Genomic DNA, 12374 nt, shown 5'->3' with positions numbered 1-12374 from the left:
CGCCGCAAGGCCAAAGGCAGCGCCGGTGGCAGACCACCGGCCTTTGACCCCGACCTCTACAAACACCGCAACGTGGTCGAACGCTGCTTCAACCGGCTCAAGCAATTCCGAGGCCTGGCAACACGGTTCGCGAAACGAGCCGCCTACCACCGCGCCGANNCATCGTCCTCCACCTCCGCTGAAGATCCCCAGGACACGCCCTAGCCGCCCCTGCGGAGCCGTTCAAGTCACTCTGAATCCGCCAACTAGGGCTGGACAATTCGCTGGCCGAGTGTCCGGACCTAGTTGGCGAACCGCAGGTCAACCGCTTACGCCTCCGCCAGCTTCGAGCGGAACGGACAGAAACGTTGTCCTGTCCGGGGCAACCTTGCGGTGTCCGGACCTAGGTTGCGGGGGTCGTTGCGGAGACCGGGGTTACCTTGCGGGCCACTCGCCGTGACTGTCCAGTCTCATTGAAGGTTGCGGAGTCTCACAGATAGCTGGTCACGCGGTAGGCGTCTCGGTGGCCTCTGCCCCTACAAGTGTGACGGTCCAGGCGGGGGCTGCGATTCTGAACTACATGAGCAGCACGCCACGCCGTCGTGTCACCTCCGGTATCGCACGGGGACGCATACGCCCACGCCCCCAGGCAGCCACCACGCCCGCCAGCGTCCCGGCCACGTCGCACTCGACGGCGCAGACCATCACCACTTTGGTAACCGCCCTCACCGCGATCGGTGCCCTAATATTCACCGGCCTGTCCCTCAACGCCACCCGTGACCAGGTCGCCGCCGCCCACCGGCAGAACGAGGTGGCCCAGCAAGGCCAGTACACCGACCGCTACACCAAGGCCGTCGAGCAGCTCGACCAGGCTGGACCCGAGCACCTACAAACCCGCCTCGGCGGCATCTACGCCCTGCAACGCCTAGCCGTGGACTCACCCCGCGACCACCCCACCATCACTAACGTCCTGGTCACCTTCATCACCTCCACGATCCAACGCGCCGCCGGTCCCGCCGGTCCCGGTTCCGGTTGTCCGCCCAGCACCGCACCCGACATCCAAGTCGCCCTCACCGCGTTCTTCGAGCGCAACCGCTCCCACGACGCTGGCACGACCCCCGACCGGGGGATACCCCTGGAGGCAGCCTGCCTCGCGCACGTCAAGGCGGTGTCCGCGCACCTGACCGACGCCAATCTGATCGCGGCCAACCTGAATGAGGCCGACCTGCGTCAGGCCGACCTACGTCAGGCGAACCTGGGCACGGCCCGGCTGGCGTCGGCGAACCTCTCCAACGCCGACCTGCGCGACGCATTCCTGTACGGAGCATTCCTGTACGGAGCAAAGCTGAACTACGCGGATCTGCGCGGGGTCGACCTGCACGGGGCCGACCTGCGCGGGGCCGACCTGCGCGAGGCCGACCTGCGCTGGGCAAACCTCAGCCACGCTGACCTGCGCGGAGCACGCCTGGGCGGCATCCAGCACGAGGGCACGAACATCGATAAGGCGATCACCGATTCCACAACCACGGGCAAGTGGTGGTGACCTCCGAGAACCCGCCAGCGGGCCGAATCGCACAGGGCTGCTACGCCCGGGCCACCAATTCCGCAAAGCAGGTCGGGACGACTTCCCCAGTCGAGCGGTTCGAGGGCGCATACGCGGACGGCGAGCAACGGCTGCCGCTGACCATGCCTGGGCAGTGCTGTTCGAGTCGTGCCTCCGTGTGGGAGGTTCCCCTGCTGCAAAGGGCAACGCCAATACTCAGGCCGCTGGTGGACTACCGCCACGTGCCCCAACGGGTAAACTGCGGGTGGCGGACAACGCCCCGCCTGAATCCGAGCAGTTCAGCCGCCCACACCGGCCCGCTGCGACGAGGACAAGCTGTCGCTGACGCAGAGCGTAGTTGCACACTTCGTACTGGCTGCTGACCTTTGCGGAGAGTGTGGGGCTCCGTTGGAGGAATCGGTATGTCCAGTAACAACCGTGCCCACAACCGGGAAGTCCGGAAGAAAATGGCCGCGACCGGCGCAAATTTCACCCGTGCCGGTCGCGCGGTCCCGCCACGCCCAAGCCGGCCACTGAAGGCGGTCTGCTTCACCTGCAAGACGGACGTTCCGGACGGTGGCGGTGTGATCCACATCCAGCACGGCGACGTTCACCGGGTCGAACGTGCTCTGGCCGAGCAAGTCGAGCAGCGCGCGGCCAAGGTCACTGCCGAAGGTCAGTCCGGTCGCCTGACCTTCCTCACGCTGGCCGACCTCATGGACCAGCCTGATGAGGCGCGCTGGCAGGTGCATTGCGACGCCTGCAACCCGCACGCGGAAAACGGGTGCGAGGGTTGCTACTGGTTCGGTGTCGAACGGTGCCGGACCTGGTCTCAACTGATCGACTGGACCGCACACCTGATCGAGAAGGAATGGGTACTGAACGCGACCGACTGGACGCAGTTCATCCGGGCCGCAGCACATGGAACGTCCGAGGTCGGTCTGATCTGCCACCCGAGCGACCGCTACAAAGACGCCTGATCATCCGCGCTGAGGAGCGTTCTGCGCCCGATTCGGTCGGGCGCAGAACGCTCAGACGGGCGCACAACCGGTGCGTCGGCTTGGCTGGAACTTGGTGCCAGCGAGACGGGCGGGTACACGGCTAGCGAGGTCGAAGCAGCACCACGACCACCGAATGCGCAAGGTAGGTCCGGACGACTCAGCGGCCACCTGTCCTGACCTAGTTTTCATGTCGCAGTTCAGCGGCTATCCATCGCAAAGCTCCACCGGACGACACCGCGAGGACGGCGGCGCGGCCTGGTGAGCAATGTGCAGCGTGTCCCGCCTATTCGCCGCGATCAGGGTGGGCATACCGCGACGCGACATACCCACCCTGATCCGATGTTGAGCGTCTAGTCGGTTCCCGCGTTGGTCGCGGGCTGGTCTCTTTCGTCGGAGTTACTTGGCGGAGCAGACCGTGGCTTCGTGCCAGTAGCCCTGGTAGAACAGTCGGCCCTTGGCGCAGGCAGGGGCATCAGGGCGGATGCTGATGTAGTAGGTCCAGTTCTGCGCGGTGTTGTAGTCATAGGAGAAGGCACTGCCCGGCCCGCTAAGCCAGTCCCCCATCGCCACCCGGGACTCGACCTGGCTCACGGAACCAACATAGGAGGTAGTCCTTGCCCAGTTTCCCCCGCAGGAGTACGCCCAACGTAGATCGACCCGGCCGATGCGGAACCCCCGGAAGTCATGGATATCCGCGGCTTTGACGGTGTATCCATTGGGGCAGGCCGTGGCGGGGTTGGCGACACCGCCCTCGTCACCTGCGTGTGCGGCAGAGGTGAAGGCGAACAGCGACATCGACACTGCCGTCGCCGCCATGACGGCGAGTTTTCTCAAGAAGTTTGACCGGTGCACTGGTGGTCCTTTCCTCGGTAAGACCGGGCACGAAGGTCCGTCGTCCGAAACCGGAGGGTCTCGCGCTTCGGAGCGATGGTCGGCCCGGTGACAGTGCCGAGTTCACCTTCGTAATCCTCCATCCACCACGTGGATGGAGGATTGGACCTTGCTGGCGGGTCGGGCAGGATTGAGGCCTCCGTCGGCGGGGCCGCGCCACGGACCGCGCTGAGAGGGGTGTCTGTGGGCACGGACGAGGGAACGCCCGAGACGGTGGATTCGACGGAGGTGTTTGTCGAAGACTTACGCCGATTGCGCCAGAGCCACGGTGAGCCCACCTGGACCGCGATGGCTCGGCGGGCGAGCAATCGCGGGGCGAAGGCCAGCCATGGGACGTTGCACAACGCCGTGACCACCGGCCGACTGCCGTCCGAGTTGGCGGTCACGGCGTTCGTAATGGCGTTGACCAACGACCGCGCGCAGGTAGCGCGGTGGTTGACCCGTCGTGCGGCACTGGTCGACACCGCCTCCGGTGCCGAGTTCGATGGCGCGAGCCCTGTTCCGGTCGAGAAGGAGGCGGGGTTCTGGCGCCGAAGACGGCGGATCGTGGCGTGCGTGGCCGCAGTGTTGCTGAGCAACACCGTCACCGGGCTGGTTGTTTTCCAGGTCGCCCGGCGAGATCAGCCGCCTACTCCGATTGTGACGGGCGAGGACCCGGCCAGAACAACGTGCGTCGATGACGCGAAGATCGCGGCCGCCTCCGACAGGAATCCGGCATTTTTGCTGGAGATCCTGTTCTCCAGCAAATGCCAGGCCGGGTGGGCACGTGCCACACGCCGCGACCAAGACGGCGTCGGCAACACGATCGACGTCGTCATCTACCGACGTTCCGAACCCGACGGCGGCAGCCGCCAAAGCGCGACTGAACCGGACGTCCAGTCCGCTTACACGACCTTGATCGTGCGAACCGATCCAGCCGATCGACTATGCGCGACCGGTGCCATCACCACTGATCACGCCCGCCAAGTCTCCCCCGAACCCATCTGCACCTGATCGGCAGCCTGGGAGTGCAGCGGGCCTCGCCGACAGCCGCCGACGGGGAAGTCCATGCCGGCGGGGTGGGTATCGCGCGCCAGGAACGCGGGGTTCGCGGTTAGTTTTCGGGGCGGTAGCAGGCGCGGCGGGGCGCTCGTAGTCTTACGGGTCGAGCTGGCCAAGCTGCCGCCTGAGTGTGCCGCCGCGCTGTTCGCCGAATCCGCAAAGTAGGTCCGGACAGTCGGCCCGGGAGTCGTCCGGACCTACTTTGCGTGTCGCAGGTCAGGGGCCTGCCCATCCGCCAGGTACAGCCGGACGGGACAGCCGTTGTTGTCCTGCCCGGACGAAGGTGGCGGTGTTCGGACCTAGTTGGCGGAGGGTAGTGGCGGAGTTCGGGGCTACAGGGCGGGCCGGTGCCAACGGCGCCGACGGCCGCCAGTAATGGCTCGTAAAGTTGAGCTTCTGCTCACACGTAGGCAGAACTGAAAGGGGTAGTGAGTGGCTGTCGATCTGGAAACGCTGGTCGCGCAGGTCTGGAGTCCGGATGTGCGGCCGCTCGCCGAGGAAGCGTGGCGCTGCTACAACGCCGGCGCGATCCGCGCGAGCATCGCGGCGACCTGGTCGGCGGTGACCGCGGACATCATCGTGAAGCTGATCCGCCTGGCCGACGAAGGAGACAAGGGCGCACAGGCCTTCCGCCAGCAGGTCACCGACGCACAGGACAAGGGCCTCGCGCCCGAGGGCGTGCGCGCCATGCAGGCGATCGAAGCCTCGCTTGTCGACAAGGCCGTGGACTTCGAGTTGATCGACACCATCGGAAAGCGCGAGCTGGACCGCATCCGCGAGGACCGTCACCTCTGCTCGCACCCCTCGCTGCGCATGGAGGGCGAGGTCTACAACCCTCGTCCCGAGGCCGCCCGCGGGCACTTGGCCATCGCGTTGTCCACCCTGCTGGTCCACCCGCCCACGCAGGGCCGCAAGTTGGTGGAGGAGTTCAAGAACTTCATCTGCGACCCGCTGTTCGCCTCGTCCTCAGCGCACATCCGAGCTGCCTTCCACGACCGCGTCCGTGTCGCCACCCGCAGGAGCATCATCAAGATCGCCGCGCTGGCCGCGATGCTCGAAGTCGATCCGGACGGGCGGATGCCGGCGGACGCGCACGCCGACCGGATGGCGTTCGCGCTGCGCGCCTTCGCCGAGGTGAACCGCGACGCCGTCCGCGACGCCGTGGGCGACACGCGCGAGCGGTTCCAGGTGCTCGACGGCGCGGTCCAGTTACGGACCCTGGTCCGCATGGCCGACGACGACTACTTCTGGACATCGGTCGACCAGGCGCTGGAGACACGATTCCAAGCCCTGCTGAACACCCCGATCACGGTGGGCCAGTGGGACCCGTTGCCGCCGGAGGTCGCGTCGTGGCTGGCACTGGTCGGCAGCACCTATGCCCGCGTCCGGCTGCCCGGTCTGACGGTCCGCTTTGACCACCTAAGCGACCCGCACAGTGAGCAGGTCATCGCCGCGCGGCCAAGCGAGTACTTCGTGCCGAAGGTGATCGACATGCTGCGAACCGCGGGCAGCTGGCGCACCGGCGAACGCATCGGGCGGTTGCTGGTACAGCACGCCGGGTTCCTCTCTCTCGCCATGCTCGCGGAAGCGCTCACAGCCTGGTACGACAACAACCAATGCCGGGGAGCCGGGGACATGCCCGGTCTGGCCGCGCAGCTCGTGCATGCCACTGCGCACCTTGGCGCCGCTCGCGGACCGGTGTTCACCGACTTCGTCACCAAGTGCGAGACCGACGCCGGGGTGGGCGAGTACTACAGCTACCCGGACCTAAAGTTGACGCTCCACAACCTCGATCTCCTACCGCCGATGGCTACGACGCCAGGATGACCGATTCGGTGCCTGGGTCCGCTCCCGTGGGCAAGCCTGTTGTCCTGTCAGTACGTGCGATCGTTCTCAGCGCGGTCGTGTTGGTGGCTGCCGCCACTGGGGTGGTGTGGTCGTTATTGGAGTTCGCAGGTGGCGGCACGGAGGTAGACAAGTCCAGGCTCGATGCTATCCGCACCGCTGGCACTCTGGTGGTGGGCGCGGGAGGGGCTGCAGCGTTGCTGTTGGCCGCGTTACGGCAACGCACAGCGGGTCTGGAGTTGGCAGAGAAGACGCGTGCGGCCTCGATCACCGAGCATGACGCGACCGAGCGGCGGGTGACCGAGCTGTATACCAAGGCCGCCGAGCAACTCGGCGCGGGGAAGGCCCCGGTGCGCTTGGCCGGGCTCTACGCCCTCGAACGCCTCGCTCAGAACCACCCCGACCAACGCCAGACCATCGTCAACGTCTTCTGCGCCTACCTGCGCATGCCCTACACCCCGACCGACGAAACCCCAACTGACGACACCAGCGCCGAGGTCGTCGACCGGCACCAGGAGCGGATCCAGGAGCGAGAAGTACGGCTCACCGCCCAACGCGTCCTCGCCCACCACCTCCTACGGTTCGGCACCAACCCCGACAATCAGGTGACGACCTTCTGGGCCGAAATAGACCTCGACCTCGCCGGCGCCACCCTCATCGACCTCGACCTCAGCCGTACCACGATCCGCCACGCGCGGTTCGGCAAGGCACGGTTCAGCGGCACCGCGCGGTTCGACAACGCGCGGTTCAACGGCATCGCCGAGTTCGACGAGGCGCGGTTCAGCGGGGACGCCGTGTTCCGCAGGGCGCGGTTCAACGGCACAACTCGGTTCGGCGGGGTCCGGTTCAACAGCAATGCCCGGTTCGGCGGGGCACAGTTCAGGCGCGGCATGCCGCAGGAAACCAGGCCGTATCTGAGGTCGGACCACGATGGCACCGCACCGCATGGCGCTCCCGACGACCCCGATTCCGCCAACTAGGTCCGGACGCTTCGCTAGCCAGCTGTCCGGACCTAGTTGGCGGACCGCAAGTCAGTGGCCCTGTCTTACGCCAACTTCGACCGGATAGGACAGAGGTTGTCCTGTCCAGCCGATCCCTTCGGTGTCCGGACCTAGTCTTCGGGACCAGGTTCGGTGTCCAGACCTAGTCTTCGGGCGGTGGCGGGCGAGCTGGTGCGGGTTCGGCACAATGCCGCGGCGCAGAGGCTTGATCTTGTCCCTGGTGGCGCGGCCGCATCAGGTGAGCGGTTCGACGTCGTGCTCGCCGACGAGGCCGGCGAGCAGGGCTTCCGTGGACGAAGTCTCGCTAGAGCTGTCGGACACGAGACCCGCCTGTGCGGTGGATCTCCCACACGCCCGGTCCGACCGCCGCGGTCAGCTCGACGCGGCGGGCGTGACCGTCGTCGAACACCGCTTGCACGTCCAGCGGGGTCGAGTCGATCTGCACCTGCCCGCCCGGCCGGGCCGCCCAGCTCGGGGTGAACGGTCCGTCCGGCCGGTCGCCGCCGAGCGCCGCGTGGCGGCCGCGCCGAAGGTGTGCTTGCCGGCCGAGAGCTTGTTCACCAGCCGGTAGAACGTCGCCCGCGACGGCAGCGCCACCTCCCCGGCGCCGTGGCGCTCGGCCAGGATCGCCTCGACACGGCGGCGAAGCCGGTCCACGGTGCCGGTCGAACGCGACGTCTCACCGTCCAGTGCCTCCCGGACCGCCTGGACGACGCGCGCGTCGCTGCGGCCGAGCGGCGTCGACCTCTTCCGGCCGCGCCCGTCGACCAGACCCCGCAGCCCCTCGGCGCGGTAGCGCATCCGCATCCTCTTCACCGTGGTCGCGCTGGTCGCAACGCCCGCGGCGGTGAGTTCGGCGGCCTTGGCGGCATCGCGTTCGCGCACCGTCCGGGCCTGCGGGTCGTACTCCGGCCGCGGCCGTGCTCCAGGTGCCGCTTCCGGCGGGAGCCCGGTCTCGACCTCCACGACGTGCCGTTCCCATTCACGTGCCCGGGCCGCGAGCTCGGGTGCGACGTCGTCGAGCAACTGGCCTGCCAGCGCGTTCGCCGCTGGCGCCGGTTCTCCGCTGAGGAACATGAACCCAAGAGAGCCGACGAGGTGGCTCAGCAACACAACGCTCGGCGTGCCGTCCGCCGCGACCAGCCGGACCTGCGTCCCGGCGAGCGCGACCACTTGGTGCTCGATGTCGTCGAACAGCACGCGATCGCCGACGCACAGCAGCCTGCTCACCCGGTCACCGCCGAGACCAGCATCGTCGCGTCGAAGCGCCGCGTGAGGTCGGCTCGCAAGATTCCGGTCCGTGGGACGGCAGTCGATCACCACGCCGGTGCCCTCGAGGGTGCGAGCGAAGAAGTCCGGCGCGTGCGAGCGCGCCCGCCCGGTGCCGGACCACGACAGCCAGAACGGCTGCGCGGCAATGGAAACCACGTCGTAGTGGAAGTCCAGGGCTATCGCCGTGTCGCGCTCTAGCCACGACTCGAATGGCACGTGTGCGTCCATCGTGGCCGCGTAGTAGAACCCCGGAAAGTTCCGCTGCACCTTGTACACCGGGAACGGCCGGACCGGTGCCGCGCGCTCGAAAGGCACGGTCATCCCGTCGCCGAGCGTCATCCGTACCTGCGTGTCCCTCTCGTCCACGAACCCGACCTCGAACCCAGCGGTGCTTCCACCGCGGCCGCCGCGCATCGCGCGCAGCCCACCCCTCGCCACCCCGGTGCTCCCGTCCCTCGAGCAAGCGAAGGACGCGATCCTGGCAGACCCCGGCATCACTTTTGTGAGACCCGCATCAGATATGTGCGACGCAACATCAGCTGCGCCCGGCCCGCATCAGGTCCACTGAGACAGGACAGTCCCCGGTCCGGGTCACGCGAGGCCTCAGCGCTTCCATGCCCCGATAACAGCAGTTACCAGAGACGCATCCGTGCTCCAGGCTTCGCGCCGGCGATAAGCAGCGCTCAACTGGCGTTGACAGAGATGTCGACTTTTGCTTGACTCCCGTGCGCCCCCGATCGCCTTGCTAAATAGTCCGTCGAATCGCTGTGACCACCGCGTGCCTCCGCACGCTCACTCGCCGCAGGTGCGACCATCTCGGTGCTGCAGCCACGGTGGGACCGCACAGACCCCGCGCCCGCGCAGTTTGACAGCGCGGCCGATCTTCAACATCCTGGACACAGCAAGTCTGCGAATGCCCGCCAAGATCGGGAGCGACATGCACCTCCCCCAGGCCTAATCCGCCTGCCAGTCGGAGGGAGTATGCAATGGACACACAAGCCGATCCTGGCCGAGGACGAACTTCAACACAACGCTCCATGCAGGCACGTGTCGCCGCACTCACGTCATGGTCGCGCACCCACGACCGACAACAGCGAACCGCGCCAGCTCGGGAAGCGGCCATGGCCCGCTTCGAACGGCTCGTCGACCCCGACAGCGTGCTCGACGCAGCGACCCGGCGAGAACGAGCAGACGCAGCGAAACGTGCGCACTTCCAGCGACTCGCGCTTCTAAGCTCCCTCGCCCGCCGTCGGGGCAGTCGCAACGTGGGGTGACCAATGGCCGCAGATAGGAGCGGAAAGACCTGGCACCGTTTGGCGGCATGTCGCGATCGCATCGACATGGACTGGCACTCAGACGATCCTGAAATGAGCATGGCATGCCGCAACATATGCGCTGGCTGCCAAGTCCGAACTCCATGCCTGGCGGAGGCGCTGCATGCATGCGATCCATGGGGCAATTGGGGAGGACTTTCACCTGACGAACGTGACGTTCTAACGGGCGGCAAGAACCTTCGCATGCTTCCTCCGCACGGCGAAAACACCAGATACGCCAAACACCGCTGCCGATGCAACGCTTGTCGCGCTGCCCACGCCACCTACGAACGGCACAGGAGGAACCGGAAGCGACTCACTTCCAGAAGCGACTAATAACGGTCCTCTCAACAGCGGAAGCCACCTTGACTAAACAGGGTCCAACAACTGTCTCCGACAGGTATGTGTCGACCCGAAAACCGACGATGCTATGCTTATCGCTGAACTGGAACGATGCTGATGAGCACAGCGTTCGGGCCCCAATAACTGGGGGTCAAGGGGTCGCAGGTTCGAATCCTGTCAGCCCGACCGGAAGACGACAGGCCCGTGAGCAGCATACCCGCTGCTCACGGGCCTTCTTCATATGCAGGCATCGTCATGGGCTCGATCCCCCTCCGGGGACATGCCTGACTAGGGTTCGCGGATCCTGCGGCTCATGACCGACCGAATCTGATGCGCGCAGCCCGCCTAGGGTCGCTCAACGCTCAACTGGTCCACGATCGCCGCCGAAACCGGGAGCACCGCCGAGCCGGGGAGCGACCATGATCAGGACTGGGTGGTGATGAGCATGAGAGCACGACCTCACGCCATATCGGCGGGCCGAATCGTCCGGCGTCCAGTCCGGCTGGCGGTGTTCACCTTCCCCGGAGGGCACTATATCGAGCTGCCGGGGATCTTGGTCGAGGACCAAAACGAGTGGGCGGTCGTATGCGACAGAAATGTTCTCGGCTGGGGTCATTTCCTGCTGGTGAGCGAAGGAGACGCGTTCGTCACCGATGCGGGCGAACGGGTTCAGCGCGGACACCATCAGGTGACGCGCCGCACCAGGCCGAAATCCACGTTTTCCCGAATGGGCGCACAAGCGTCGCTGATTGTCGTGCGCCGGTGGACAAATCGGGGACGGTAATTCGGGCGGCCTCCACTCACAAGAGTGAGGGAAGCCAGGAAGCCGCCGTTTCGTTGAGCCGGAAAGGGGAATCACCAGCGCTACTCAAATGGCGGCATTCGGCGGGTATCCCACTGTCGTAACGTCGAACGGGGATTTGCTTCTCCAGCACAACACCCCGCAACGAATTCCGCACTCCCATGGAGGTTTTCGTGATTCGACGTCCTCTGCGCGCCGTGACCGTCCTGGCCGGCGCCGCGGCAGCCGTCACCGCCTTCGCGACCCCGGCTTCGGCGGCACCGGCGCTGAACGAAGCGGCGGGACCGGCCGTTCTGGCCGCCGCACAGCAGAAGCTCGGTGATTCGCTCGGCGCCGCGTTCGCCGGTTCCTGGCTGGACACGGCGACCGGTGGCCTCGTCGTCGGCACCACCGACGCGAGCGGCTCGGCCCGGATCCGCGCTGCCGGTGCGACACCGAAGGTGGTCCGGCACAGCGCCGCCGAACTGAAGAAGATCCAGTCCACATTGGACAACAGAACCGCGGGCCTGCCCGGCTCGGTCGCCGGCTGGTACGTCGACACGCCCGCGAACGAGGTCGTCGTCAGCGTGGTGGGTGGCGACGCCGCGGGCCGGGCCTGGGCGACGTCCGCCGGTGTCCCGGTCCGGGTGGACCAGGTGAAGAGCGCGCCGCGGCCGCTGTGGGCCGTGATCGGCGGACAGGGGCTCTACTTCAGTGGTGGTGCCTGCTCGGTCGGGTTCAACGCTTATGACGACGACGATCATTACGTGATCACGGCCGGCCACTGCACCGAACTCGGCGGCACCGTGCGGGGCGTCGACGGCACGATCGGCAGGGTCGAGAGGTCGTCGTTCCCCGGCAACGACTACGGGACGGTCAAGGTGACCCACTCCGACGTCTCGACCCCGCCCCGGGTCGACCGGTACGAGGACGGTTCGGATGTGCGGATCGAGGGCGCGGACGTCGTCGGTGTCGGCGGCAGGGTCTGCCGGTCCGGGATCACCACCCATTGGCGCTGCGGGCGCGTGGAAGCTCTCGACCAGACGGTGAACTACGGCAACGGGAACATCGCGAGGGGCCTGACCCAGACCAGCGCCTGCGCCGAACCGGGCGACTCCGGTGGCTCGTTCGTCAGCCGCCCCGAGTCGGGTTCCGGCACGAAGCTGGTGCAGGCGCAGGGCATGACCTCGGGCGGTTCCGGTGACTGCGACGAAGGCGGGACCACCTTCTTCCAGCCCGTCAAGGAGGTGCTCAACCGCTACGACCTGACCCTCGAGAAGGACTGACCCCTGCGGCCGGTCTCCGCTCTCGCCTGAATCGCGTGAAGGCCCGCTTCCCTCGGCTGAGCCGAGGGAAGCGGGCCTT

At 66.8% G+C, this 12374-nt stretch carries 9 protein-coding genes; 7 read left to right on the top strand and 2 right to left on the bottom strand.

The window, feature by feature from the left end:
• Positions 1–559 precede the first annotated feature (559 nt).
• The gene (locus tag BS329_RS41635; RefSeq protein ID WP_143253464.1) at positions 560–1522 is read left to right on the top strand and encodes a pentapeptide repeat-containing protein; all 963 of its coding nucleotides are present in this window, start codon (positions 560–562) and stop codon (positions 1520–1522) included.
• A 422-nt stretch (positions 1523–1944) separates the two neighbouring features.
• Entirely contained in the window at positions 1945–2502 is a 558-nt protein-coding gene (locus tag BS329_RS41630) for a hypothetical protein (protein WP_076169126.1), read from the top strand.
• Positions 2503–2919: 417 nt separating this feature from the next.
• Here the strand turns inward: BS329_RS41630 and BS329_RS41625 are convergent, their stop codons facing one another.
• Positions 2920–3339 carry a hypothetical protein gene (locus BS329_RS41625; protein ID WP_143253463.1) on the bottom strand — a complete coding sequence of 140 codons (420 nt, stop codon included), beginning with the start codon at positions 3337–3339 and terminating at the stop codon, positions 2920–2922.
• Positions 3340–3597: 258 nt separating this feature from the next.
• Between BS329_RS41625 and BS329_RS41620 the strand changes: the two genes are divergently transcribed.
• The 3 genes from BS329_RS41620 (at position 3598) to BS329_RS41610 (ending at position 7280) form a co-directional block, all read left to right on the top strand.
• Positions 3598–4407 carry a DUF2690 domain-containing protein gene (locus BS329_RS41620; RefSeq protein WP_143253462.1) on the top strand — a complete coding sequence of 270 codons (810 nt, stop codon included), beginning with the start codon at positions 3598–3600 and terminating at the stop codon, positions 4405–4407.
• A 480-nt stretch (positions 4408–4887) separates the two neighbouring features.
• Positions 4888–6282, top strand: a complete 1395-nt coding sequence (locus tag BS329_RS41615) for a hypothetical protein (RefSeq protein WP_076169121.1) — start codon at positions 4888–4890, stop codon at positions 6280–6282.
• Positions 6279–7280 (top strand): pentapeptide repeat-containing protein, encoded by a 1002-nt coding sequence (locus BS329_RS41610; protein ID WP_084750920.1) that lies wholly within the window; start codon positions 6279–6281, stop codon positions 7278–7280. Before BS329_RS41615 ends, BS329_RS41610 begins: the two co-directional genes overlap by 4 nt.
• A gap of 393 nt (positions 7281–7673) precedes the next feature.
• Here the strand turns inward: BS329_RS41610 and BS329_RS41605 are convergent, their stop codons facing one another.
• Positions 7674–8939, bottom strand: coding sequence for a TnsA-like heteromeric transposase endonuclease subunit (locus tag BS329_RS41605; protein WP_158075901.1), 1266 nt, complete (start codon positions 8937–8939; stop codon positions 7674–7676).
• A 911-nt stretch (positions 8940–9850) separates the two neighbouring features.
• Between BS329_RS41605 and BS329_RS45650 the strand changes: the two genes are divergently transcribed.
• The gene (locus tag BS329_RS45650) at positions 9851–10222 is read left to right on the top strand and encodes a WhiB family transcriptional regulator (protein WP_084750914.1); all 372 of its coding nucleotides are present in this window, start codon (positions 9851–9853) and stop codon (positions 10220–10222) included.
• Between the two features lie 981 nt (positions 10223–11203).
• A complete protein-coding gene (locus BS329_RS41590; RefSeq protein ID WP_076169130.1) occupies positions 11204–12295 on the top strand; it encodes a S1 family peptidase in 1092 nt (363 codons plus the stop codon).
• Positions 12296–12374 lie beyond the last annotated feature (79 nt).

This window comes from Amycolatopsis coloradensis, from assembly GCF_001953865.1.
GTDB lineage: Bacteria > Actinomycetota > Actinomycetes > Mycobacteriales > Pseudonocardiaceae > Amycolatopsis > Amycolatopsis coloradensis.
Note: the sequence above shows the minus strand (reverse complement) of the source record. Positions and strands in the feature narration are given on the sequence as shown.

Coding starts and splice junctions, on each gene's coding strand:
- BS329_RS41635 (WP_143253464.1), top strand. CDS start 560: ATGAGCAGCACGCCACGCCGTCGTGTCACCTCCGGTATCGCACGGGGA.
- BS329_RS41630 (WP_076169126.1), top strand. CDS start 1,945: ATGTCCAGTAACAACCGTGCCCACAACCGGGAAGTCCGGAAGAAAATG.
- BS329_RS41625 (WP_143253463.1), bottom strand. CDS start 3,339: ATGGCGGCGACGGCAGTGTCGATGTCGCTGTTCGCCTTCACCTCTGCC.
- BS329_RS41610 (WP_084750920.1), top strand. CDS start 6,279: ATGACCGATTCGGTGCCTGGGTCCGCTCCCGTGGGCAAGCCTGTTGTC.
- BS329_RS45650 (WP_084750914.1), top strand. CDS start 9,851: ATGGCCGCAGATAGGAGCGGAAAGACCTGGCACCGTTTGGCGGCATGT.